21 protein-coding genes are annotated in these 24,095 nt (G+C 68.5%); 10 read left to right on the forward strand and 11 right to left on the reverse strand.

Annotated features, from left to right (window positions below):
- The first annotated feature begins 182 nt into the window (after nucleotides 1-182).
- Nucleotides 183-2,219, forward strand: a complete 2,037-nt coding sequence (gene fusA / locus F0415_RS04665; protein ID WP_149860040.1) for an elongation factor G — start codon at nucleotides 183-185, stop codon at nucleotides 2,217-2,219.
- A 27-nt stretch (nucleotides 2,220-2,246) separates the two neighbouring features.
- Here the strand turns inward: fusA and F0415_RS04670 are convergent, their stop codons facing one another.
- The 5 genes from F0415_RS04670 to F0415_RS04690 form a co-directional block, all read right to left on the reverse strand.
- Nucleotides 2,247-3,245, reverse strand: coding sequence for a cytochrome d ubiquinol oxidase subunit II (locus F0415_RS04670; protein WP_149860041.1), 999 nt, complete (start codon nucleotides 3,243-3,245; stop codon nucleotides 2,247-2,249).
- On the reverse strand, nucleotides 3,242-4,585 hold the full coding sequence (locus F0415_RS04675) for a cytochrome ubiquinol oxidase subunit I (protein WP_149860042.1): 1,344 nt from the start codon (nucleotides 4,583-4,585) through the stop codon (nucleotides 3,242-3,244). Before F0415_RS04675 ends, F0415_RS04670 begins: the two co-directional genes overlap by 4 nt.
- The gene (locus F0415_RS04680) at nucleotides 4,582-5,163 is read right to left on the reverse strand and encodes a GbsR/MarR family transcriptional regulator (protein ID WP_149860043.1); all 582 of its coding nucleotides are present in this window, start codon (nucleotides 5,161-5,163) and stop codon (nucleotides 4,582-4,584) included. The genes F0415_RS04675 and F0415_RS04680 overlap by 4 nt, the downstream gene beginning before the upstream one ends.
- A 131-nt stretch (nucleotides 5,164-5,294) precedes the next feature.
- Nucleotides 5,295-7,559 carry a DUF5916 domain-containing protein gene (locus F0415_RS04685; protein ID WP_246149880.1) on the reverse strand — a complete coding sequence of 755 codons (2,265 nt, stop codon included), beginning with the start codon at nucleotides 7,557-7,559 and terminating at the stop codon, nucleotides 5,295-5,297.
- 93 nt (nucleotides 7,560-7,652) lie between these two features.
- The gene (locus F0415_RS04690) at nucleotides 7,653-8,138 is read right to left on the reverse strand and encodes an SET domain-containing protein (RefSeq protein WP_149860044.1); all 486 of its coding nucleotides are present in this window, start codon (nucleotides 8,136-8,138) and stop codon (nucleotides 7,653-7,655) included.
- A 166-nt stretch (nucleotides 8,139-8,304) separates the two neighbouring features.
- Here F0415_RS04690 and F0415_RS04695 point away from each other — a divergent pair, with 166 nt between their 5' ends.
- From F0415_RS04695 to F0415_RS04725, 7 genes are read left to right on the forward strand one after another with little or no spacing between them, the layout of a single operon-like run.
- Complete coding sequence (locus tag F0415_RS04695; RefSeq protein ID WP_149860045.1) at nucleotides 8,305-8,751, forward strand: SUF system Fe-S cluster assembly regulator; 447 nt, start codon at nucleotides 8,305-8,307, stop codon at nucleotides 8,749-8,751.
- 9 nt (nucleotides 8,752-8,760) lie between these two features.
- Complete coding sequence (gene sufB, locus F0415_RS04700; RefSeq protein WP_149860046.1) at nucleotides 8,761-10,206, forward strand: Fe-S cluster assembly protein SufB; 1,446 nt, start codon at nucleotides 8,761-8,763, stop codon at nucleotides 10,204-10,206.
- Nucleotides 10,207-10,264: 58 nt separating this feature from the next.
- Nucleotides 10,265-11,035 (forward strand): Fe-S cluster assembly ATPase SufC, encoded by a 771-nt coding sequence (gene sufC / locus F0415_RS04705; RefSeq protein WP_149860047.1) that lies wholly within the window; start codon nucleotides 10,265-10,267, stop codon nucleotides 11,033-11,035.
- Nucleotides 11,032-12,327, forward strand: a complete 1,296-nt coding sequence (gene sufD / locus F0415_RS04710) for a Fe-S cluster assembly protein SufD (RefSeq protein ID WP_149860048.1) — start codon at nucleotides 11,032-11,034, stop codon at nucleotides 12,325-12,327. The genes sufC and sufD overlap by 4 nt, the downstream gene beginning before the upstream one ends.
- The gene (locus tag F0415_RS04715) at nucleotides 12,324-13,553 is read left to right on the forward strand and encodes a cysteine desulfurase (protein WP_149860049.1); all 1,230 of its coding nucleotides are present in this window, start codon (nucleotides 12,324-12,326) and stop codon (nucleotides 13,551-13,553) included. Before sufD ends, F0415_RS04715 begins: the two co-directional genes overlap by 4 nt.
- A 4-nt stretch (nucleotides 13,554-13,557) precedes the next feature.
- Nucleotides 13,558-14,088: a GNAT family N-acetyltransferase gene (locus F0415_RS04720; RefSeq protein WP_149860050.1), complete on the forward strand. Its 531-nt coding sequence runs from the start codon at nucleotides 13,558-13,560 to the stop codon at nucleotides 14,086-14,088.
- Nucleotides 14,085-14,399, forward strand: a complete 315-nt coding sequence (locus tag F0415_RS04725) for a non-heme iron oxygenase ferredoxin subunit (RefSeq protein WP_149860051.1) — start codon at nucleotides 14,085-14,087, stop codon at nucleotides 14,397-14,399. Before F0415_RS04720 ends, F0415_RS04725 begins: the two co-directional genes overlap by 4 nt.
- Before the next feature lie 4 nt (nucleotides 14,400-14,403).
- Here F0415_RS04725 and F0415_RS04730 read toward each other — a convergent pair whose 3' ends face one another.
- Genes F0415_RS04730 through F0415_RS04740 form a run of 3 tightly spaced genes read right to left on the reverse strand, consistent with a single transcriptional unit; the run spans nucleotide 14,404 to nucleotide 15,902 of the window.
- Nucleotides 14,404-15,003, reverse strand: coding sequence for a HutD/Ves family protein (locus tag F0415_RS04730; protein ID WP_149860052.1), 600 nt, complete (start codon nucleotides 15,001-15,003; stop codon nucleotides 14,404-14,406).
- Between the two features lie 35 nt (nucleotides 15,004-15,038).
- Nucleotides 15,039-15,533, reverse strand: coding sequence for a transposase (locus F0415_RS04735; RefSeq protein ID WP_149860053.1), 495 nt, complete (start codon nucleotides 15,531-15,533; stop codon nucleotides 15,039-15,041).
- Nucleotides 15,534-15,584: 51 nt separating this feature from the next.
- On the reverse strand, nucleotides 15,585-15,902 hold the full coding sequence (locus F0415_RS04740) for a ComEA family DNA-binding protein (protein ID WP_149860054.1): 318 nt from the start codon (nucleotides 15,900-15,902) through the stop codon (nucleotides 15,585-15,587).
- Nucleotides 15,903-16,112: 210 nt separating this feature from the next.
- On the opposite strand from F0415_RS04740, the gene F0415_RS04745 reads away from it, so the two are divergent.
- Nucleotides 16,113-17,615: a M20 family metallopeptidase gene (locus tag F0415_RS04745; RefSeq protein WP_149860055.1), complete on the forward strand. Its 1,503-nt coding sequence runs from the start codon at nucleotides 16,113-16,115 to the stop codon at nucleotides 17,613-17,615.
- 13 nt (nucleotides 17,616-17,628) lie between these two features.
- Here F0415_RS04745 and F0415_RS04750 read toward each other — a convergent pair whose 3' ends face one another.
- The gene (locus F0415_RS04750) at nucleotides 17,629-18,480 is read right to left on the reverse strand and encodes a class I SAM-dependent methyltransferase (protein WP_188310289.1); all 852 of its coding nucleotides are present in this window, start codon (nucleotides 18,478-18,480) and stop codon (nucleotides 17,629-17,631) included.
- Nucleotides 18,481-18,693: 213 nt separating this feature from the next.
- Between F0415_RS04750 and F0415_RS04755 the strand changes: the two genes are divergently transcribed.
- Nucleotides 18,694-20,313: a tetratricopeptide repeat-containing sulfotransferase family protein gene (locus F0415_RS04755; protein WP_188310290.1), complete on the forward strand. Its 1,620-nt coding sequence runs from the start codon at nucleotides 18,694-18,696 to the stop codon at nucleotides 20,311-20,313.
- A gap of 26 nt (nucleotides 20,314-20,339) precedes the next feature.
- On the opposite strand, the gene F0415_RS04760 is transcribed toward F0415_RS04755, so the two are convergent.
- Nucleotides 20,340-21,017 carry a putative 2OG-Fe(II) oxygenase gene (locus tag F0415_RS04760; protein WP_210244157.1) on the reverse strand — a complete coding sequence of 226 codons (678 nt, stop codon included), beginning with the start codon at nucleotides 21,015-21,017 and terminating at the stop codon, nucleotides 20,340-20,342.
- A gap of 235 nt (nucleotides 21,018-21,252) precedes the next feature.
- Nucleotides 21,253-23,940 (reverse strand): TonB-dependent receptor plug domain-containing protein, encoded by a 2,688-nt coding sequence (locus F0415_RS04765; protein ID WP_149860059.1) that lies wholly within the window; start codon nucleotides 23,938-23,940, stop codon nucleotides 21,253-21,255.
- Nucleotides 23,941-24,095: the final 155 nt, after the last annotated feature.

Below are 24,095 nucleotides of genomic sequence, written 5' to 3' on the forward strand. Positions count from 1 at the left end.
TCTAGCGCCGCCGCCCGGCCGCGGTTGACCCGGCCCGGCCGGGATGGAAGGCTAGTCGGCCCCGGCCCCCGGCCGGGCCACCGCCATGACCGACGCGCGGTCGCGCCGCGACCGACGAAGGCTGCGCCGCCGCGCCGCCGACCATGACGGCCTGCCACCCGAGCCATGGGAGGAACGGCCTCATGTCCCACAGCACAGCGCAGATCCGCAACGTGGCCCTGGCAGGCCACTCCGGCGCCGGCAAAACCACCCTGTTCGAAGCCCTGTTGCATGCCGGCGGCGCGATACCAGCGGCAGGCAGCGTCGAACGCGGCAACACCGTCTCCGACTTCGACCCGATGGAGAAGGCCCGCGGCCACTCCCTCAATACCGCCATCGCCAGCACCGACCACGGCGGCATCCACGTCAACCTGATCGACACGCCCGGCTATCCCGATTTCCGTGGCCCCACCCTCTCGGCCTTCTCGGCGGTGGAAACGGTGGCGGTGGTGCTGAGCGCCGCCGCCGGCATCGAATACGGCACCCGCCGCATGATGGACTACGCCCGCCAGCGCAACCTGTGCCGGGTGCTGGTGGTCAACAAGATGGATGCCGATCCGGCCAGGCTGCCCGCCCTGCTGGAGGAGATCCGCGATGCCTTCGGCCCCGAGTGCCTGCCCATCAACCTGCCGGCCGACGGCGGCACGCGGGTGGTGGACTGCTTCTTCAACCCGCAGGGCGAGTCCGATCTGGGCCCGGTGGCCGAGGCGCACCAGCGCATCATCGACCAGGTGGTAGAGATCAACGAACAGGTGATGGAACGCTACCTGGAGGTCGGCGAGGAAGGCCTGAGCGGCCAGGCCCTGCACGACGCCTTCGAACAATGCCTGCGGGAAGGCCACCTGGTGCCGGTCTGTTTCGTCTCGGCGCGCACCGGCACCGGCGTGAAGGAGCTGCTGGAGCTGGCGGAGAAACTCTTCCCCAGCCCGCTGGAAGGCAATCCGCCGCCGTTCGAGAAGGCCGGACGACCGATCGTCGCCAGGCCGGACCCGAAAGCGCACGTGATCGCCGATGTTTTCAAGATAGTCAACGATCCGTTCGTGGGAAAACTCAGCGTGTTCCGCGTGTTCCAGGGCACGGTGCGCAAGGACAGCCAACTGTTCGTGGACGATGGCCGCAAGCCCTTCAAGGCCGGGCACCTGTTCAGGCTTCAGGGCAAGGACCACGTCGAGATCGACCAGGCCATCCCCGGCGACATCGCCGCCGTCGCCAAGGTCGAGGAGATCCATTTCGACGCCGTCCTGCACGATAGCCACGACGAGGACGACATCCGGCTCAAGCCGCTGCAGTTCCCAACGCCGATGTTCGGCCTGGCCATCGAGGCCGCCACCCGCGGCCAGGAACAGAAGTTGGCCACGGCCCTGCACAAGCTGGCCGAGGAGGACCCGGGTTTCCAGGTCGAGCACGACGCCGAACTGAACCAGACCGTGATCCGCGGCCTGGGCGAGCTGCACCTGCGGGTGATGCTGGAACGCATCCGCGAACGCTACGGCGTGGACGTGAACACCCGGCCACCGCGCATTGCCTACCGCGAGACCATTTCGGCGCCCGCCGAAGGCCACCACCGGCACAAGAAGCAGACCGGCGGCGCCGGCCAGTTCGGCGAAGTGTTCCTGAGGGTGGAGCCACTGGAACGCGGAGCCGGTTTCGAATTCGTGGACGCCGTCAAGGGCGGCACCATCCCCGGCCAGTTCATCCCGGCAGTGGAGAAAGGCGTGCGCCAGGCCCTGCAGGGCGGCGCCATCGCCGGTTACGTCATGCAGGATCTGCGGGTGACCGTCTACGACGGCAAGCACCACAGCGTGGATTCCAAGGAAGTGGCCTTCGTCGCGGCCGGCAAGCGCGCCTTCCTCGATGCCGTGCGCAAGGCGAAGCCGCAGGTGCTGGAACCGATCGTGGACCTGGTGGTGGCAGCGCCGGAAGCCAACGTCGGCGACGTCACCGGCCAGCTGGCCGCCAAACGGGCGCGAATCCACGGCACCGACGCGGGCCGCGACGGGGAGATCGTCATCCGCGCCCAGGTGCCGCTGGCCGAACTGAACGACTATGCCGCCGAGCTCAAGGGCGCCACCGGCGGTCGCGGCCGCTACGAACTGGAGTTCAGCCACTACGAGCCGGTGCCGGCGCAGGTGCAGAAGCAGCTGACCGAGGCGTTCAGGCCCCACCACGACGAGGACTGAAGGGCGACGCACGGCGGGTCCGCGCGCCTACTCGTAGCTCAGGCCGCCGCTGCGCCCCCAGAACACCCGGTACACGTACACCGTGTAGGCCAGGATCATCGGCAGGGTGATCGCGGCGCCGACCAGCATGATCAGCAGCGACTCCGGCGCGGCCGCCGCCTGCCACAGGGTCATGCGGTCGCTTACCAGGTAGGGGAACAGGCTGTAGGCCAGGCCGGCGAAGGCGAGCACGAACAGGCTCACGGCGCCGGCGAAGGGAATCCAGTCGCGGCTGGTCTCGCCCTTGCGCAGCCTGCGGATGCCACCTTCGGTGGCGGCGAACACCAGCGCCGTCAGTACCGGCACCGGCAGCAGGAACAGCAACTGCGGCAGTGCGAACCACTTCTCGAAGATGCGCGGGCTGACCCAGGGCGTGGCCACCGACACGGCAGCGATGCCCAGGCCGGTCAGCCACAGGTTGGCGTAGGCCCAGCGCAGCGCCCGCCGGCGCAGCTCGCCTTCGGTCTTGAGTACCAGCCAGCCGGCGCCGAGCAGGGCGTAACCGGCGCACAGGCACAGGCCGATCAGGGCGGCGAAGGCCAGGCCGATGCCGTCGTCGCGGAAGCCGATCACGTAACTGCCCAGCATCCAGCCCTGGGCGAAGGCGGCCAGAAGCGAGCCGGCCCAGAAGGCCAGGTTCCAGGCCTGCTTGTGCTCCGCCCGCGCCTTGACCCGGAAGTCGAAGGCGACCCCGCGCAGGATCAGGCCCACCAGCATCGCCGCCACCGGCAGGTACAGCGCGCCGAGGATGAGGCCGTGCGCCAGCGGGAAGGCCACCAGCAGCAGGCCGATGCCCAGCACCAGCCAGGTTTCGTTGGCGTCCCAGAACGGACCGATCGAAGCGATCATGCGGTCCTGGTCGGCATCGGCCTGGCCGCGCACCAGAATGCCCACGCCCAGGTCGTAACCGTCCAGCAGCACGTACAACAGCATCGCCAGCGCCATCAGCGCGGTGAACACCAGCGGCAGCCAGGTCTCCATGCTCATGCCTCCATCAGCCCGGGCGCGGCCGGCGCAGGGTCGGGCCTGCCGGCGCGCCGGGCCAGATGGAACAGCACCGACACGTAGGCCGCCAGCAGGACCGCGTAAAGCAACAGATAGGCGGCCAGGCTGATGCCGACCATCGGCGCCGGCGTGGCCGACACGGCGTCGGCGGTGCGCAGCACGCCGGTGACCAGCCAGGGCTGGCGGCCGATCTCGGTGACGTACCAGCCGGCCAGGGTCGCCACCCAGCCGGAGAAGCTCATGGCCAGCAGGGCCCGGGCCTGGCCGCGGGTCGGCTCCGCCCGGCGGCGCAAGCGCCAGGCGGTCCACCAGGACACCAGCAGCATCAGCAGGCCGACACCGACCATCAGCCGGAAGCCCCAGAACACCGGTGCCACCGGCGGGTGTTCGCCACGGAAGGAATCCAGGCCGCGGATCTCGCCGTCCGGATCGTGAGTCAGGATCAGGCTGGCCAGTCTCGGGATGCCGATGGCGTAGTCGTTGCGCCGGGCCTCTTCGTCGGGCAGGGCGAACAGCAGCAGGGGCGCGCCCCGTTCGTCCCGCCAGACCCCTTCCATGGCGGCGACCTTGGCCGGCTGGTGTTCGAAGGTGTTCAAACCATGCAGGTCGCCAACGAAGATCTGCACCGGAATCAGCAAGGCCGCCGACATCACGCCGGTGCGCAGCGCCGCCAGCACGTCGGCGCCGCGGTCGCCGCGCAGCCAGCGGTAGGCCGACAGACCGGCCACCAGGAAACTGGCGGTCAGGCCCGAGGCCAGCAGCATGTGCGCGAAGCGGTAGGGAAAGGACGGGTTGAAGACGATCGCCCACCAGTCCGTGGCGTGGGCCCGGCCGTCCACCATCTCGAAGCCGGCCGGGGTCTGCATCCAGGAGTTCAGCGCCAGGATCCAGAAGGCCGAGAAGGTGGTGCCCAGGGCCACCAGCACGGTCGCCAGGGTGTGGATGCGTTCGCCCACCCGCTTGCGGCCGAACAGCATGATGCCCAGGAAGCTGGCCTCGAGGAAAAACGCCGTCAGCACCTCGTAGGCCAGCAAGGGCCCGGCGATGTTGCCGACCGTTTCCATGAAACCCGGCCAGTTGGTGCCGAACTGGAAGCTCATGGTGACGCCGCTGACCACGCCCAGGGCGAAACTCAGCGCGAACACCTTGACGAAGAAGTAGTAGGCATCCAGCCAATGCGGTTGCCCGCTGTGCAGGAAGCGCAGCTTGAAGTACAGCACCAGCCAGCCCAGGGCGATGGTGATGCTGGGGAACAGGATGTGGAAGCTGATGTTGGCGGCGAACTGGATCCGCGCCAGCAGCAGCGGGTCGAGTTCGCTCATGAGGCCTGCTCCTGCGGCGGCTCGTCCGCGCCGCGGCCGAGGCTGCGCACCTTGTCGGCGAACTGCAGCAGGGTCGTGGCCTTGGCGCCCAGGGACATCAGCTTCTCCAGGGTCTCGGGCGAGAGCTTGCGCACTTCGGCGAACCAGTCGGTCAGCTGCTCAATCAGGTCGTGCATCTGTCGCATCCGTTCCTGGGCGTGGCGATCCTCGGCCGAGCCCGGGGTCTCGAGCATGGCGTCACGCAGCATGGACAGGGTGGGCTCGACCTCGCGCCGCTGCCGCTCCTCGGCCAGGGTCTTGAAGATGGTCCAGACGTCTTCGGGCGCCGAGTAGTAATCGCGGCGGTCGCCGGGCTGGTGGCTCAGGCGCACCAGGCGCCAGGCGCCCAGCTCCTTGAGGCCCATGCTGACGTTGGAGCGGCTGACACCCAGCTTTTCGGTGATCTCGTCGGCAGTCAGCGGCCGAGCCGAGATGAACAGCAGGGCATAGATCTGCCCGACCGTGCGGTTGATGCCCCAGCGACTGCCCATCTCGCCGAAATGCAGGACGAAGGACTGGCTGAGCGGAGGAAGGTCCATGCTTCACCTCGCGCCGTAATTTCAGAAAATTCTGAAATATTAGATGGCACGGACCGGAGAAGCGCAAGTGCCGGGTCACGCCGGCACGCCCGGACTCCCCGGACAGGGCCGGGCGCCTCTGACGCCCTCCTTCAGTTGGCGAAGCGGTAGCTCAGCTTGACGAGGACCTGTTCGGCGTCGCGCAGGGACGTGGCCTCGCCCAGCAGCTCCGCCAGCGGCCGGCTACCCTCCTCCACCGCCAGGCCGCCCCGGCCGTAGACGAGGTACAGGTCCGACAGCGGCGCCAGCTCGTAGCGCCAGCGCACCTGGAAGCCGAGGTTGCGCAGGTTGAAGTCGGGGATGGGGTCGGCGGTGGGCAGCGGCTCGCCGCTGGCCGCCACCCGCCAGGCCTGGCGCAGGCGGGCATCCAGAGCGATGGTCTCCAGCTTCACCCGCAACTCCTGGCGACGGCCCATCTGCCACTGCAGGCTGGCGCCGACCCGGGCGGTGTCGGCGCGGAAGCTGCCGAGCCGGTCGCCGCCGCGCCAGAGCAGCCAGTCCGGCTGATGCTGCAAGCCCAGGCCGAACTCGATGGCCAGGTCTTCGCCCAGGTGCAGGGTCGGCTCGAAATACAGCTCCGGGCCGAGCCCGGCGGCGCCCTCCAGCCCCTCGCCGGCCAGCCGTACCGAGCCGTACAGCGACCAGGCGCCACGCTGCGGCCGGAAACGCTCCCAGAACAGGTACAGCTTCTCCGGCACCCGCACCACGCCGTTGCCGCGGGTGAGGCGGTCATCGTGGCCGGCGCTCCACATTGCCGCTTCCCAGAACTCGTTGCCGCCGTCGCGCAGCTCGCCGGCGCGCTGGATGGCCGCGGCCTCGGCAATGCGCAGGCCGCTGGTGTTGCGCCGGGTCGAGGCGGCCCAGCGGGTCTCCCACGACGCGAACCGCGAGCCCTCCGGCGGCGTGTCCTCGCGCCGGGCCAGCTCGTAGCGCAGGTAGTTGAAGTCGTTGCGGTCGAGGTAGCCGATGTCGTTGAGCTCGAGCCGCTCGCCCAGGTGCAGCAGGTACAGCTGCTGGCGCCAGCCCTTGCCCATCAGCCAGTCCAGCCGCGACTGGAAACCGAGGTCCTCGCTACGCCGGCCGGCCTGCAGCACCGAGGACGCCACCAGCTGGCTGCGCACCGTCCAGGCATCATCCGGGGTCCACAGGTGGTCGGTCGACAGCACCGTGGCGCTGCGGTCCAGGAAGGGGCGTTCGACGTGACTGGCCATGGCGCCGAAGTCATGCGCGCCGAAGTCGCGGGTGGCCCGCAGCGCGTAGAAATCCCGCCCTGCCTCGCCCTTCTCGCTGGCCACCAGCAATCCATAGCGCACCTGGCCCAGGCTGCCGTTGAGCTTGATCGCCGCCGCCACGTCGCCGGCGCCGCTGCCGTCGTCGGCCGGGCCGCCGATGCGGCGGGTGTAGAGCAGGCGGCTGTTGCCGCTGCCGAAGGGCACGTCGAACAGGCCCTGGTTCTCGGTGAAGAAGGGACGCTTGTCGCCGAAGAAGCTCTCCACGGCGCTGAAGTTCACCACCAGGTCGTCGCTTTCGACCTGGCCGAAGTCGGGATTGAGCGTGGCCGCCAACTGGAACTGGCCATTGGGCTTCCAGAACAGGTCGGCGCCGGCGTCGAACTCGCTGTGCCCGGCAATGCGGTCGTGCACGGCCACCACGTAGGGCGTCACCGCCAACAGCGGCTGTTCGTAATCCGGCACCTCGATCCGGGCGAAATCCGACAGGAAACGCGGCCGCTGGAAGCTGGCCGCCGGCCAGGCCACACGTTCGCCGGTATGCGCCACCACCCGGTCCAGGTAGACGCCGAGCGTGCGTTTGCCGCCTACGCCGCGCGCCATCGGCGCCACGTGCCAGGGCACCAGGATCTCGGCGTACCAGGCCTGGGCGTCCTGGGAGGTGGCGTGGTGCCAGTGGCCGTCCCAGTCACTGTTGAAGTTGCGTTCGCTGGTGATCACCTCGTCGGCGATGCCGCCGGCCAGGCTGAGGGTGAAGTCGTAGCCGGTGCGGCCGTCGCCGTCGAAATCCACCATCAGGTTGACCCGGTCCAGCTGGCCCATCCGGTCGCGCCGGGTCCGCTGCAGCGTGCGCGGCACCTCCGGCGGCTGTTGGTTGCGGAAGGCCACCGCCAGGCCCTGGGGCGTGGCCTTCAGCCAGGCCTCGGTGCGCAGGCTGCCGGGGGCGCCGGTCATGGGCTGCACCTGGACGAAGGTGGTGATGTGGCGGGCGCCTTCCCACTCGCCCGGCGCCAGCACGCCGTCTATCCGGATGCCTTCGGCGCCGGGCCCGGCACCGGCAGCGGCATCGACGGCCAGGGCCGGCAGGCCGGCCAGGATCAGCAGGGCAGCGTGGAGCGACGGGGCCATGGCGGGTCCGGGGCTGGGGACGCGGCATTCTCGGCAGGCACGCCGGAACCGCCGAGACCCATTGGTCATGGCGGCCCTGGGGCCACCGGCGCCTCAGGCCCGGGCTCGGGACCGACGCTTGGGTTGCAGCATGGTCCCCGTGCAGCGCGGTGAACCGCAATGGCAGGCCCAGAGCTTCTTCGCCCGGGCGGTATGCGGTTCGTCCAGGACGATGCCGTAGTTGTAGGTCAGCTCCTCGCCCGGGGCGATGTCGCGCAGGGCTTCGATGTAGATGCGGTCGTGCCGCTTCTTGCCGGTGTCGCTTTCCTCGTACACGGCCTCGCAGTTCGGCTCGCAGCTGTGGTTGATCCAGCGGGCGACGTTGCCGTCCACGTTGGCGTCTATCACGTACTTGTCGTTGAGCGTGAACAGGAAGGTATGGCCGGTTTCGGGCACCTCGCCGTAGATCCGGTCGGCCTCGTCATGGGTGCGCAGCTTGCCCCTGTAGCGGACGATGCGCTCGCCTTTGGCGATGGCTGCGGTGGCGAAGACGCCGTTGCCGTGGATGGCGGAACGGCGGGCTTCGATCTTGCGGGGCATCAGCGCTTCCTGCAGCAGGCGGGGGCGACATTGTGGCCGATTTGCCCGATCCGGTCAGCCGCGCCGCCTCCGGGACGAGGCGTTGCGACGCCGTTCACGCCGCACCGTTGAGCGGGCCCCGGCAAAAACGTACAATTTCGGTCCGGATTCCAGCCAGGCCGGCGCCATGCTCCGCGTCACCAAGCTCACCGATTACGCCACGCTCGTGCTGGCCGCCCTGGCGGCCACCCCGGACCGGCGTTGCTCGGCCTCCGAGCTGGCCGAGCAGGCCCGGCTGGAGGCGACCACGGTGGCCAAGGTGCTCAAGCCGCTGGCCCACGCCGGCCTGGTCGAAGGCCTGCGCGGCCCCGGCGGCGGCTATCGGCTGGCGCAGCCGGCGACGGAGATCACGCTGTTTGCCATCGTCGAGGCGATCGAAGGGCCGCTGGGCATGACCGAGTGCTCGGGTGAACACTCCAACTGCGAGCTGGAACCGCATTGCGGCGTGCAGAGCCACTGGCGCCGCGTCAACGACGTCATCGCCGATGCCCTGAACGGCATCACCCTGGCCGAGATGCTGCCCGGCGCCCCACGCCCGCGCCGCACCATCCCGGCCCGTCTGGCCACCGTCTGAGGCAATCCCATGGCCACCATCGAAAACGCCGAAATCCACCAGCGGCTGTCGCGCCGCTACGAAGCCGGCTTCGTCACCGACATCGAATCCGACTCGCTGCCGCCGGGCCTGGACGAGGACACCATCCGTGCGCTATCCGCCCGCAAGGAGGAACCGGAGTGGATGACCGAGTGGCGGCTGAAGGCCTACCGGCACTGGCTGACCATGCCGATGCCGCAATGGGCCAGGTTGCGCATCGCCCCGATCGACTTCCAGGCGATCAGCTACTACAGCGCGCCCAAGGGTCCGAAGTACAAGTCGCTGGACGAGGTGCCGAAGGAGCTGCTCGACACCTACGACAAGCTGGGCGTGCCGCTGCACGAACGGGCCAGGCTGGCAGGGGTGGCGGTGGACGCGGTATTCGACTCCGTGTCGGTGGGCACCACCTTCCGCAAGGAGCTGGCCGAGAAGGGCATCATCTTCTGCTCGATGTCCGAGGCCATCCGCGAGCATCCCGAGCTGGTGCGCAAGTACCTGGGCAGCGTGGTGCCGCAGGGCGACAACTTCTTCGCCGCGCTCAACTCGGCGGTGTTCTCCGACGGCAGCTTCGTCTACATCCCGAAGGGGGTGCGCTGCCCGATGGAGCTCAGCACCTACTTCCGCATCAACGCCGGCCATACCGGCCAGTTCGAGCGCACGCTGATCGTCGCCGAGGAAGGCAGCTACGTGTCCTACCTCGAGGGTTGCACGGCGCCACAGCGCGACGAGAACCAGCTGCACGCGGCGGTGGTCGAGCTGGTCGCCCTGGACGACGCCGAGATCAAGTACAGCACGGTGCAGAACTGGTACCCGGGCGACGAGGAAGGCCGCGGCGGCATCTACAACTTCGTGACCAAGCGCGGCGAATGCCGCGGCGCCCGCAGCAAGATCAGCTGGACCCAGGTCGAAACCGGCTCGGCCATCACCTGGAAGTACCCAAGCTGCGTATTGCGCGGCGACGACTCGGTGGGCGAGTTCCATTCGGTGGCGCTGACCCACCACTGCCAGCAGGCCGACACCGGCACCAAGATGATCCACCTGGGCGCCCGCACCAAGAGCAAGATCATCAGCAAGGGCATCAGCGCCGGCCGCGGCCAGAACACCTATCGCGGCCTGGTGAAGATCGAACGCGGCGCCGCCGGCGCCCGCAACTACACCCAATGCGACAGCCTGCTGATCGGCAAGCGCTGCGGCGCCCACACCTTCCCCTACGTCGAGGTGAAGAACCCCGACGCCACCGTCGAGCACGAGGCCACCACCTCCAAGATCAGCGACGACCAGCTGTTCTATTGCCGTAGCCGCGGCATAGGCGAGGAGGACGCGGTTTCGATGATCGTGGACGGCTTCTGCAAGCAGGTGTTCAAGGAGCTGCCGATGGAATTCGCGGTGGAAGCCAAGAAGCTGCTGGAAGTGTCGCTGGAAGGCGCGGTGGGCTGAGCCGCGACCGCGCCCCACCCTGCCGCCCGGCGGGGAAGGAATACCCAAGGAAACGAAGATGCTGAAGATCGACAACCTGCATGCCCGCGTCGCCGGCAAGGACATCCTCAAGGGCCTCAGCCTCGAGCTCGGGCCGGGCCAGGTGCACGCCATCATGGGGCCCAACGGCGCCGGCAAGTCCACCCTGGGCAACATCCTGGCCGGGCGCGAGGGCTACGAGGTCACCGCGGGCACGGTCAGCTTCGAGGGCCGCGACCTGCTGGCGCTGGCGCCGGAGGAGCGCGCCGCCGCCGGCCTGTTCCTGGCCTTCCAGTACCCGGTCGAGATTCCGGGCGTGAACAACACCTATTTCCTGCGCGCCGCCCTCAACGCCCAGCGCAAGGCGCGCGGTGAACCCGAGCTGGACTCGATGCAGTTCCTCAAGCGCGTGCGCGAAAAGCTGTCGGTACTGCACCTCAAGGACGAGCTGCTGCACCGGGGAGTCAACGAGGGTTTCAGCGGCGGCGAGAAGAAGCGCAACGAGATCTTCCAGTTGGCCCTGCTGGAACCGAAGCTGGCCATTCTGGACGAGACCGATTCGGGCCTGGACATCGACGCGCTCAAGGCGGTGGCCGACGGCGTCAACCTGATGCGCTCGCCGGATCGGGCCTTCCTGGTGATCACCCACTATCAGCGCCTGCTCGACTACATCGAACCTGACCGGGTGCACGTGCTTGCCGATGGCCGCATCGTCGAGAGTGGCGGTCCGGAGCTGGCCCTGGAGCTGGAGAAGCACGGCTACGCCTGGATCCGCGACCGGGTCGTGCCGGAGGCCGGAGCCCCGGCATGAGCGCACTGCTGGAGTCGCTCAAGGCCGGGTTCGAGGCCCTGCCGGCCGACCGGGTCGAAGCCCTCGGCCTGGGGCCGGCGCGGCGCGCGGCCCTGGCCGACGCCCTGGCCGCTGGCCTGCCCGGCGCCCGCGTCGAAACCTGGAAGTACACCTCGCTGCGGGCGCTGGCCAACCGCTCCTTCGCGCTGGCGCGCGGCGGCAAGCTGGCCGCGGACAGGCTGGCCGGCATTCCCGCGCCGCGGCTGGTCTTCGTCAACGGCGCATTCGACGCCGGGGCATCGGACCTTTCCTCCCTGCCCCGCGAGGTCGAACTGCGGCCGTTCTCCCAGGTTCTCGCCGAAGGCCATCCGCGCGACGCCGCCGTGCTGGGCCGGCGTTTCGAACGCACCGACGAACCCTTCGCCCGTTTCAACGCCGCCCTCGCCCTGGACGGCGCGCGGCTGGCGGTACCGGCCGGCATCGCCGTGGACGCTCCGGTGCATCTGGTCTTCGTCGGCGCACCCGCCGGAGAGGATCAGGCCTGGCACCTGCGCCATCTGATCGAACTGGGCAAGGGCGCCAGTGCCACCGTGCTCGAGCATCATCTGGCCACCGGCGCACATCGCCATCTCGGCAATCACGTGATGCACGTGCATCTGGCTGCCGGTGCCAGGTTGCGCCACGCCCGTCGCCAGCAGGAGGACACCGGCGCCACCCTGCTGGCCCGCACCGATGCCGTGCTCGGCTCGGACAGCGAGTACCGGCGCGTGGACCTGGAACTGGGCGCCGGCCTGGGCCGGCACGAACTGAACGTGCAGCTGATCGGCGAAGGCGCCGCCCTGCACGCCGGCGGCGTGCTACTGGCCGATGGCCGCCGACACCTGGACACCCGCCTGGGCGTCGAACATCGCGCCCGCGACACCCGCTGCGAGCTGCCCTGGCGCGGCCTGGCCGATGGCCGCGGTCGCGCCGTCTTCCATGGCGGCATCACCATCCAGGCCGGCGCCGACGGCAGCGCCGCCGAGCTGTCCAGCAAGAACCTGCTGCTGTCGGACCAGGCCGAAGTGGACACGCAGCCGGTGCTGGTCATCCATGCCGACGAAGTGAAGGCGGCGCATGGCGCCACCGTCGGCCGCCTGGACGAGACGGCGCTGTTCTACCTGCGCAGCCGCGGACTGCCCGGGGCCGAGGCCCGCCGCCTGCTGGTGCAAGCCTTCCTGCGCGAACCGTTGGCCGTGCTGGACGACAGTGACGGCCGCGAAGCCCTGTCGGCGGCGATCGAACGGCGATTGCTGCAGGAGACGCCGGCATGAGCGAGACCGCCCGCCCCGACTGGCTGCGCATCCGCGCCGATTTTCCGGTGCTGACCCGCCAGGTGCACGGCAAGCCGCTGATCTACCTGGATTCGGCCAATACCTCGCAAAAACCGCAGCAGGTGATCAAGGCGGTGGATGCCTTCTATCGCGAGCACAACGCCAACGTCTCGCGCGCCGTGCATGCGCTCGGCAGCGAGGCCACCGAGGCCTACGAAGGCGCCCGGCGCAAGCTGGCGGCGCGCCTGAACGTACCAGCGGACGAGCTGGTGCTGACCAGCGGCACCACGCTCGCCATCAACCTGGTGGCCTACAGCTGGGCCCTGCCGCGCCTGAAGCAAGGCGATGCGATCCTGCTGACGCGAATGGAACACCACGCCAACATCGTGCCCTGGCAGCTGGTCGCGGAACGCACCGGTGCCCGCATCAAGGTGGTCGAGATCACCCCCGAGGGCGCACTCGACCTGGACGACCTGCGCGCCAAGCTGACGGCGGACGTGAAACTGTTGGGGGTCACTCACGTATCCAATGTGCTGGGCACCGTCAACCCAGTGGAGGACATCTGCCGGGAGGCGCGCCGGCGTGGCGTCGCCACCCTGATCGACGGCTCCCAGGCGCTGCCGCATCGGGCGGTTGACATCAGGGCGATCGGTTGCGACTTCTACGCCTTCACCGGCCACAAGATGCTGGGTCCGACCGGCACCGGCGGCCTGTGGGCGAAGCGCGAGCACCTGCAGGCCATGCCGCCTTTTCTCGGCGGCGGCGAGATGATCAGGGAGGTGCGTTTCGAGGGCACCGTGTTCAATGATCCGCCGCACAAGTTCGAGGCCGGCACGCCCAATATCGCCGGCGTGGTCGGCCTGGGCGCGGCCGCCGACTATCTGGACGGCATCGGCATGGCCGAGATCGAGGCGCGCGAGCAAGCCCTGCTGGCGCTGGCCACGGAGCGCCTGCAGGCCATTCCCGGCCTGCGTATCCACGGCACGGCGCCGGGCAAGGCGGCGGTGATCAGCTTCCAGGTGGAAGGCGCGCATGCGCACGACCTGGCGACCTTGCTGGACCTGGAGGGCATCGCGGTCCGCTCCGGTCATCACTGCGCCCATCCATTGATGGCCTGGCTGGGCGTGCCGGCCACCTGCCGTGCCTCGCTGGCCTTCTACAATACCCATGCCGAGATCGAGCAGCTGGCGGCCGGCATCGAGAAGGTGCGCAGACTGCTGGCCTGACCCCATGAACGACCGTGCCTTGAATTTCCGCGCCGCCACCGCCGCCGACGTGGACGCGATCGTCGCCCTGGTCGAATCGGCCTACCGCGGCGAGGCCAGCCGCGCCGGCTGGACCACCGAAGCCGACCTGCTGGACGGCCGGCGCACCGGCGCCGACGACGTTTCCGCACAGATCGGCCGCCCGCAGAGCCGCATCCTGCTGGCCGAGCGCCAGGGCCGGCTGGTCGCCTGCGCCCACGTCGCGGTAGAGGACGGCGCCGGCTACTTCGGCATGTTTGCGGTGGCGCCCTGCCTGCAGGGTGGCGGCATCGGCCGGCAGGTGCTGGCCGAGGCCGAACGCATCGTCCGCGAGGACTACGGCCAGGCGCTGATGCGCATGACGGTAATCGACCTGCGCGAGGATCTGATCGCCTGGTACCAGCGCCGCGGCTACCGGCGTACCGGCGTCCACAAGCCCTTCCCCTACGGAGACGAGCGCTTCGGCCTGCCGCGCCGCGGCGACCTGCGGTTCGAAGTCCTGGAGAAGGCCCTGTGAGCGACTGGGTTCGCGTCTGCGCCACTGCCGAGCTGTTGCCGGGTGAGTCCACGGTGGTCTGGGACGGTGACACGCCTATCCTGGTAGTGAACCTGGAGGGCGAGTTCCATGCCCTGGAGGACCGCTGCAGCCACGAGGACTTCGAGCTCAGCGCCGGCATCGTCGATGGCGACCAGATCGAGTGCACCCTGCACGGCGCCCGCTTCGACCTGCGCAGCGGCGAGGCCTTGTGCGCGCCGGCCTACACGCCGGTACGCAAGTTCCCGGTCAAGGTGGAAGACGACGTCGTCTACACCCGCGACGACCGCTGATTACTCAGGCGGGCGCGTCTCCGACCTGCGCCAGCCGCGCCAGCAGCAGCTCGCCGGCGCCGCTGAGGATCAGCCGCGATGGCCCCTCGGCATCGGCCTGCAACAGCACGCTGTCGCCGGCGGCCAGGTGCAAGGGGCGTGGCAGGTCGCGGAACGCGGCCTGACCGGACAGCAGGTATGCCAGCCAGCTCACACCGGGCTCCTCGAAGAAGACCATCGGCCCGACCAGCGGCCGGTGCAGCATCGTCGCGGTCACCCGGTCGCGGCGCCAGATCAGGTTGAAGTCGTGGGTGGAACCGGACACCAGCTCGGCATGCAGTTCGCGCTCGCCGGCGAAACGGTGACGCTGGTGCGGAGGTCGCAAGGGCACACGCTCACCGTCGGCAAACACCAGGTCCATGCCCTCGCCGGCCACCAGCACCAGTTCCCGGTCGCAGTCGGGGAAACGGGAGAAGGGCGCATCCTGGTCCACCTCGGCGATCGAGGCCCGCCAGGTCCAGTCGGCGCTGCCTTCAGGATCCCGGTGGATCTCCCGGGTCCAGCCGCGCTGGTTGCGCCAGCGCTCGCGACGGTATTCGTTGGCAGGTAGCGACAGCAGGCGCATTGGCCGACCGGCAGGCAGCGGAACAGGCCCGCAGTCTACCCCGGCGCCGGCAGCCACTGGCTGTTCCACCACGGCCAATCGCCCGGGCGGGCGACCAGCCGCTGCGCGCAAGGCAGGTGAAGCAGGCGCTCCGCCTCGTCCTCCAGCCGCGCCGTGGCCGGCAGCATCCGGTCCCTGAAACCGCGACCCCAGAGCCAGCCGTTGATCCGGTGGTGACCCTCGACGGCGCGGGAACTCAGGGCCTTGAAGCGGCCTACCAGGGTGCGCAACGAATCGCGTTCGCCCAGCACCAGCAGCGCCTGCCAGCCGGCCGGCAGCAAGACCCAGGCCAGCAGCCGCGAGTCGCGCCATAGCCAGCCGGTGCCGACGACCCGGCAGACGGCCCGGGCCGCCTCGGCATCATCGAACACCGATCGGCGGTAGAGGGTGTCCAGCTCCAGCAGGTAGGGCCGGCCAGGCCGGGAGCGCTGCTCCAGCCTCTGCCGGCGCAGATCCGCCAGCGACGCATGCAACCTGAGCGGTCGGTTCATGGCGATCCCCGCGGCCGGCCGGTCCGGGACGGGCGGACCGGCCGGCGGACCTCACTGTCCGGGCGGCTGCGCCGGCGGCGCCTTGGCGGCGGCAGCGGTAGCGCCTACCGTGATGCGATCGCGGTTCTGCTCGATCAGGGCCAGGCCGATGCCCTTGACCTCGGCCAGTTCCTCGGCGCTGCGGAAGGGGCCGTGCTTGTCGCGGTGGGCGACGATGGCGGCGGCCTTGGCCGGGCCGACGCCGTCGAGCACCCGATCCAGGGTAGCGGCATCGGCCTTGTTGATGTCCACCTTCTCCTGGGCGTGGGCGCCGGCGGCCAGGAAGACCGACAGCAGCAGGGTGGACAGGACGGTCGCAAACGGTTTCATGACGGGTTCCTCCTGGGAATGGCGCCGCGGACCTCGCGGCCCGGCCAGTCTCCCGTCACGCCCCCGAGCGCTCGTATCGCCGGACCACCCGCGCCGGGCTCGGAAGCCGGCGTCCACACGGGTCGGCGGCTTCCTACCCGGCACCGCCCGGCCCGGCGGCGGCCCTGCCGATCGGAGTAGAATCGAAGGCCGTTTTCCGCAGGATTCGCCATGGACGCCGCCAAGACCGACCGTTTCATCGCCGAGGCCTGGGACGAAGACATCGTCCCGCAACTGGTCGAGTACATCCGCATCCCGAACAAGTCGCCGCTGTTCGACCCGCAGTGGAAACGGAACGGCTACATGGACGCGGCGACCCGGCAGTTGGCGGACTGGGCCCGAGCCCAGCCGATCGCAGGCATGAGCGTCGAGGTGGTCGAACTGGAAGGCCGCACTCCCCTGATCTACATCGAGGTGCCGGCCAGCGGCGCTTCGGCCGGCGACGGCACCGCCGAGGACACCGTGCTGCTGTACGGCCACCTGGACAAGCAGCCTGAGATGACCGGCTGGGCCGACGGCCTCGGCCCGTGGACGCCGGTGATCAGGGGCGACAAGCTCTACGGCCGCGGCGGCGCCGACGACGGCTATGCCCTGTTCGGCTCGCTGACCGCGATCCGCTCGCTGCGCGAGCAGGGCCTGCCGCATTGCCGCTGCGTGATCCTGATCGAGGCCTGCGAGGAGTCCGGCAGCTACGACTTGCCGTACTACGTGGACCATCTGGCCGATCGGATCGGCAAGCCCTCGCTGGTGGTGTGCCTGGACTCCGGCTGCGCCAACTACGATCAGCTCTGGTGCACCACCTCGCTGCGCGGCCTGGCCGGTGGCAACCTGAAAGTCAGCGTGCTGGAGGAAGGCGTGCACAGCGGCGATGCCTCCGGCATCGTCGCCTCCAGCTTCCGTATCCTGCGCCAGCTGCTTTCGCGCCTGGAGGACGAGCTCACCGGCCGGATCGTGGTCGAGGACCTGCACGTGGAGATTCCGGCGGAACGCCGCCGGCAGGCGCAGCGCGCCGCCGAGGTGCTGGGCACGGCGGTGTGGGACAAGTTCCCCTTCCTGCCGGGCATGCGGCCGATGGCCGACGACCTGGCCGAGCTGGTGCTCAACCGCACCTGGCGCCCGGCGCTGTCGGTGACCGGCGCGGACGGGCTGCCGCCGCTGAGCAGCGCCGGCAACGTCCTGCGGCCCTTCACCGCGGTCAAGCTGAGCCTGCGCCTGCCGCCGACCCTGGACCCGAAGAAGGCCAGCGAGGTGCTGCGGCGCGTGTTGCTGGACAAGCCGCCCTATGGCGCCCGGGTGGAGCTGGAACTGGAGAAGGCCAGCACCGGCTGGAACGCGCCGGCCCTGGCCCCCTGGCTGGAACAGGCCATCGACCGCGCCAGCCGCGAGACCTTCGGCGCCCCGGCCATGTACATGGGCGAAGGCGGCTCGATCCCGTTCATGGGCATGCTCGGCGACAAGTTCCCGGGGGCGCAGTTCATGATCACCGGCGTACTGGGACCGCATTCCAACGCGCACGGCCCGAACGAGTTCCTGCACATCCCGACCGGCAAGCGGGTCACCGGCGCGGTGGCACGGGTGATCGCCGCCCACTTCCACGCCAGCGGCAAGGGCCTGACCCGGGGCGTCGCCGCCCAGGCCGGGCAGGCGCAGTTCGGCGATCACGGTTGTTGCTGAACGCCGTCACACCCTAGCGGCGAATCCGGATCGCCCAACCGGCGATCCGGTTGCCGTCGAAACGGAGAACCTGCAGTTCGGGTTCGGTACTGCCGACGCAGGCGCACAGACCGCGCAGGGCCGCTTCGTCCAGCGCAGCGTCCACTAGTTCGCGCTGCCGCAGCCGCGTCCGGCTCAGCTCTTCCCGCAGGTTCGCCATGGCCGCGCGGCCAGCGGCCAAACCGCCCGCCCGCGCCGTCTGCAGAACGACAAAACTCGCCTGCCCGACTTCGTGCAGGACATCCGGATGGGAGGCGCTGGCGGCACGTCGCCGAAGCGCTTCCTGGCAGGCGTTGAATGCGCGCCGCGAGGCGTTGGCCGCTGCATCCGCGCGCAATGCCGGCGCGGCAGCGGGATCTGCCGACCGCGCTACCGGCTCGATCATGGCCTCCGTCATGGGCAACAGGCCATCGGGGCGCTCGAGCCAATCCAGGTGCTCGAGCTCCTCGTGGGCGATCTGCACCGGCAAAGCGTCGACATGGTGCAGTACCGCCGCCAGTTCGCCCCCCGATCTGAGTACTCGCGCCGCCTCGCGCCATGCCTGGAGGCCGGCGTATTCGATGCCGAACTGGCTCATGCACAGGTCAAGGCAGGCATCCGGAAAAGGAAGCGCGGCCGCATCCGTTCCGGGATGAACCCGCACCATTTCGCGCTGTCCTGGCGGCAGGGCCCGAACCCAGGCAGGCGCGACCTCGGCGGCATCCACCGCCTCCAGATGGACCAGACCGCGCAGATCGCCGCGTTCCTCCAGCAACATCTTCGACAGCGGCGCGTTGCCGCAGCACAGGTCCAACACCTTCGCACCGGCGGCGAGCCCGGCGAACACCTCTCGCCAGAATTCCCGGTAGGGCGCCCCGTAGTTGCCGGCAAAGCTGCCGGCGCAGGAATGCAGGACGCCGCTGGCCCAGTAACTGGTCCAAGCCTGGGCCCGTTGCCTGCCGGGCGGGGCGGGCTTCGGCTCCGGGAAAGATTTCGACATGGCCAGACAGATCCGCGTTCATGCCGGCTCGATCCGGCCCCCCGCAGTATACTGCCGGTCATGACCCGAACCGATGCGCCCTCCCGGCCCGTGCAGGCCATTGACGAACTGGAAGCGTCCAAGCTCCGCCGCCTGATGCGCCGGGCGGAATCCTACCGTTCGGCAGGTCAGGACGAGGCCGCTGCGGACGCCCTGCAAAGGGCGCTGGGCGTGCGCCCGGACCACGTCCCGGCATTACTGATGCTCGCGCGCCTGCACCTGGACCACGAGCGCCATGGCCCGGCGCGAGCGGCGATCATGCGGGCGCTCGGCGGTCATCTGGAAAGTCCGCGTGTCGCACTGGACCTCATCCACATGCTCAATCAGCTCAGCGAGTCGGGGCTGATGGCCGAGGTGGCGAAGCAACTTCCGCCACCGCTATGGGATTCGGCGACCTCGCTCACCGAGCTGGCGCAGGAGCTGGCCCTTGCCGGCGTACTCGCGCCGGCCCGGGTTTTCGCCAGGGCCGCGCTGGAGCGGGACCCAAATCATCCACCGGCCTTGGCCATGAACGCCACCCTGGATGTCTTTCACGGTGATCTGGCCGCCGCCGCCGAACACGGCGAACGCTGCTTGCGATTCGTTCCGGATGACCCTGGCACGCACTGGCTGCTGTCACGGTTGCGCCTGCCCGAACCGCAGCGGCGTATCCCCCGCATCGAGAAGGCACTAGCCCGAAACCCGAGACCGGAAGACCAGGCTTACCTGGGTTATGCCCTGCACAATGAACTGCACGAGCTGGGCGATTACGACCGAGCCTGGCATGCACTGGAATCGGCTTGCCGGGCCAAGCTGGCGACCTTGCATTACCGCCGGAACGACGCCGACGCACTGTTCGATGCCCTGCTTGGCTGGCAGCCTGAAGAACTGATCAGGGAAGACGGCTGCGACGACCCGGGGCTGATCCCGGTGTTCGTGATCGGCCTGCACCGCTCCGGCACTACCCTGGCGGAGCGGATTCTGACTGGACATTCGCGGGTCGCCGCCGGTGGTGAGACCTACGACATCCGTGCCGCGCTTCGTCGGGCCAGCGGCCTGCATTTCTCCAGCGAGCTGGACCTGCGCGTGGTCCAGGCCCGTCATGCCCTGGACTACCGGGCAATCGGCGAGAGCTACCTTCGTGGCATGGCCTGGCGCACCGGCGGCAAGCCGATCGTGTCGGACAAGCTGCCCTCCAACTACTACAACGTTGGTTTCATCGCCAGGGCAATGCCCCGGGCGCGCTTCATCCACCTCAATCGCGATCCCCTCGACGTCGGCCTCTCCAGTCTGCGGACGCTGTTTTCCCATGCCTGCCCCTATTCGTACGACCAGCTCGACTACGTCGCACATTGGCGCAACTACCGGCGGTTGATGGAACACTGGCGACGCCTGCTACCGGACCGGATACTCGATGTGGACTACGATGCATTGGTGAATGACCCCAGCGGCCAGGCCGCGCGCATGGCGGCATTCTGTGGCCTGGAGTTCGAACCGGCCATGGTGGACATCGACCGCCGCGATGACGCCGTTTCCACCGCCAGTAGCGTGATGATGCGCGAGGGAATCCGGCGCGACCGCGGCCACCTCTGGGAAAGGTATCGGCAGCACCTGCAGCCGATGATTTCCGCATTGGCCGGCGGCGGTCAGGCAGGCATCTGAACGGCCGCCGGGGCGCCGGACCGGCCTCAACCGACCGGCACCTGGGCCGGCGCGACCCCCTCCAGCTTGAATCGCGCATTGAAGGCCACGGTGATCCGGACACCATCGCCCTCGTACGGCAGCACTTCGTGCAACAGCCAAGACGGGAAGATCAGCAGATCACCTGGCGAAAGTCGAATCATGCGGTTGGCCATGCTATAGGGCGCCTTCATCCGGAAGTTCGCCATGTCCACGTACATGGTGGACATGGCGTGCGGATTGATGAGAGCCAGCTTGCCACTATCGCTCTCCGGGTCGTCGCCCTCCTGGCAAACGCAGTAGACCCCGGACCATGAATGCATCGGATGGTTGTGTGGGCCGAAATATCCACCCCTGTGGGTCACGTGGAACCAGGCTTCGGTGGCAATATGCAGGCGCCTCAGCGTTTCGGTGTCGTAGCCGCTGAGCTCGCGGATCGTCCTGTAGACGTTGGCGAGGCAGAAGTCGCGCAGCCTGGTGACGCAAGGCTGCGGCCAATCGAACAAACGGAAGTTGCTTTCGAAAAGCGCTGCGTTCCGGTGCGTGAACGGTTCCGGGTTGCGGTATTTGTCGCCCTCGGCCGCCTTGACCAGGAACAACTCACGGAGCTCGCGGTTGAGCTCGGCGCAATCGGGCATCTTCGCGAGCGCCGCAGGCACCGCGAACATCGGACTCAGGGTGTACATCGGCATTCCTTCCCCTTGGAATCGCCGCTGGACTGAACAACCCCGATTTCAGCAAGATCGCCTTCCCAGGTCAACATGGCTGCGATCCATCGCGGGCCAGCGCCTTCGACCGCGCCCGCACTCACCGCACCACGCTCCCGACCTGATCTTCCCCGATCGGGCAGGTCGGAGCCGGCAGAAAAGGAAAGGGCCCCGAAGGGCCCTTTCCAATCCGTCACCTCTGTTCCCGACGGGATCAGAAGGTCTGGGTGTAGCGGATGTACGGCACGCGACCATAACCATCGTACAGGTTGAAGTCGAAGCCGCGACCGGTCGGATCGAACGGATCCAGCACCGGGTCCTTGTCCAGGACGTTCTGCACACCGACGGTGATGCGGCCGTTCCACGGAGCATTCCACGTCGCCTGCAGGTCGTGGGTCGTCCACGACGGCAGGGTGTGGGAGTAACCGTAGTCGTTGCCGCCACCCCGCGCCACGACACCAGCCGTCGACAGCGTGCTGTCGATGTGGTTGATGTTCCAGGCGAAGGTGAAGTCGCCGATCGTCCAGACGTTCTGCAGCGAAGCGCGGAACTCCGGCAGGCTCGGATCGCCGATCAGGTTGGCACCGCCGTCGAAGCTGAAGTCGCGGACATGGCTGACCGCCAGCCAGTTGTTCAGCGTGCCCCACGAACCGAAGTCGAAGTTCGTACGGACGTTGAGGTCGAAACCGGAGGTCTCCAGGGTACCGCGGTTGATGAAGCCACGCTGGGCGTACAGGATCGCCCCGGTGACCGGGTCACGCGCAATACCCAGACCCAGGCTCGGATCCGGCGGGCTGACGTTGGCCGGCAGCGAGCTCACGCCCGGCGGGCAGGCCGTGCCGCCGCTCAAGCAGGTGATCATCAGGCCGACGCTGATGGGCGCGATACGATCCTCGATCTTGATGTCGTAGTAATCGAGCGTGAAGTTCACCCAGTCGGCGGCGTCCCAGGCCAGGCCCACGCTCCACTGGTCGGACTGCTCCGAGCTCAGGTTCGGGTTGGCGATGACATAGGCGGTGATCTGGGTCGAGCAGGTCGGCGGCTGACCGAAGGCGGCGCAGGTCTGCGGGTCGGTGACCGTGTCGGCCGAGAAGGCCGGCTGGGCGGTCACGATGTCCAGGGTCGGAGCGCGGAAGCCCTGACCGTAGGAACCACGCAGGGTCAGCGTGTCGAGCGGCTGCCAGCGGAAGGCGATCTTCGGCGAGAAGTCACTGCCGTAGTCGCTGTAGTCGTCGTAACGGCCGGCCAGGGTCACGTCGAAGTTGCTCATGAACGGCATGAACAGCTCGAAGTACATGGCCTTGACGTCGCGGCCGCCACCCGCCGAGTTGCCGGCGGAACCGACGATCTGGCCGGACTCCTGCAGGGAGTCGTAGATGTCGGCGAAGTCCTCGCTGCGGGCCTCGGCGCCGATGGCCAGGCCGGCCGCGCCACCGCCCATCTCCCACAGATCGAAGTTGGCATTGCCGTAGATCTCCTCGATCTTGGCGATGGAATCGCGGTTGATCGTGGCGATCATCGCGCTCATCACATCCGGATCGTTGTTGAACGGATCGTAGATGTCGTAGGTGCCGTCCGAGATGTACTGCTGGGCGATGTTGCCCACCACGTAGTTGCGGCCCAGCTCAATGTACTTCGACTCGGACGAACGGTAGCCGAAGTCAACGTAGACATCGCCGATACGGCCTTCGGCGCCGACCAGCAGGTTGTACACGTTGTTTTCGGTGAAGTTGTCGCGCGGACCCAGCGCCGCGAAACGATGGCGCAGGAAGAACGGCTGGTTCGGGTCGTAGCCGGTGCCCGGGAAGCGCACGCCCGGGTGGTTCGGCGAGTTGGCGGGAATGAAGATACCGCCGCCCGGCCACGGCGAGGACGGCACCGGGGCATAACGGCCGAACGACTTGACGCGGTTGACCGAGGCGCTCATGTACAACGACCAGTCGTCGTTGATCGAGTAGGTGCCACGGCTGAACAGCGACTCGTTGCGGATCTCGGCTTCGTCGGCCGCGACGAAGGTGAAGTCGTAGAAGCAGCGGCGGGTGGCGCCGGAGCCGCCGGAGAAGAAGCCGTTGGAATCGCAATCGAAGCCCGGCAGGGCCGAACCATTGGTCGGATGGTTGAAGAAGGCGCCCGGAACGAAGCCGTACAGGGTGCCCGGCGCCGGATTGGCGAAGAACAGGTTGTTCGAGAACGTGGACACGCCGCCGGCCGACCACGGACGCTCGCGCTGGAAGATGATGCCGCGGTTGGCGTAAGAGGCGCCGGCCATCATCGAGCCACGGTCACCCGAGGCACCGAAGATGACGGACCCTTCCTCGGTCTCGCCGCCGCCGGAGCGGGTCGGCTCACCCATGCCCAGGCTGATCTCGACGCCGTTGAAGTCCTTGCGGGTGATGATGTTCACCACGCCACCGATGGCGTCGGAACCGTAGATGGCCGAAGCGCCGTCGGACAGGATCTCGATGCGCTCGACCGCAGCCAGCGGAATGGTGTTCAGGTCCTGGACCGAGCCGGTCATCGGCGACACCGGGGCGCGGCGACCGTCGATCAGGACCAGCGTGCGGGAGCCGCCCAGACCGCGCAGGCTGACTTCGGCCAGCGCCTGGGCCGAGGAGCCGGACTGCGGGCGGAAGGAGCCGAAGCTGTTGAAGGTGGCGTTACGCAGGAAATCGGCGACCGAGATATCGCCCGACAGCTCGATGTCCTGGCGGTCGATCACGGTGACCGGCAGAGCGCCTTCGATGTCGGCGCGCTTGATGCGGGAACCGGTGACCTCGATTCGCTCCAGGGTGGTGGTGTCGTCTTCCGACTCCTGCGCGAAAGCCGGGGCAGCCAGCATGGAGGCGGCACCGGCAAACAGCGCGAAGCGGATCGCATTCGACAGCTGATTAAAGTTAGACATTTACTCTCTCTCCAACGTCAGAGTGTGGTGACTCTAGAGTTCGGGACAAAGCCGAAAGGCGGCCACGGGACAGAGACCGCCTTGGCCGGCCGAGCATAACGCAATCTTTACGGTCCGCAAACAGGGTTAAGGGCGGGTAAAGGCAGATCCGGCTG

The organism is Arenimonas fontis (genome assembly GCF_008386465.1).
Lineage (GTDB): Bacteria > Pseudomonadota > Gammaproteobacteria > Xanthomonadales > Xanthomonadaceae > Arenimonas > Arenimonas fontis.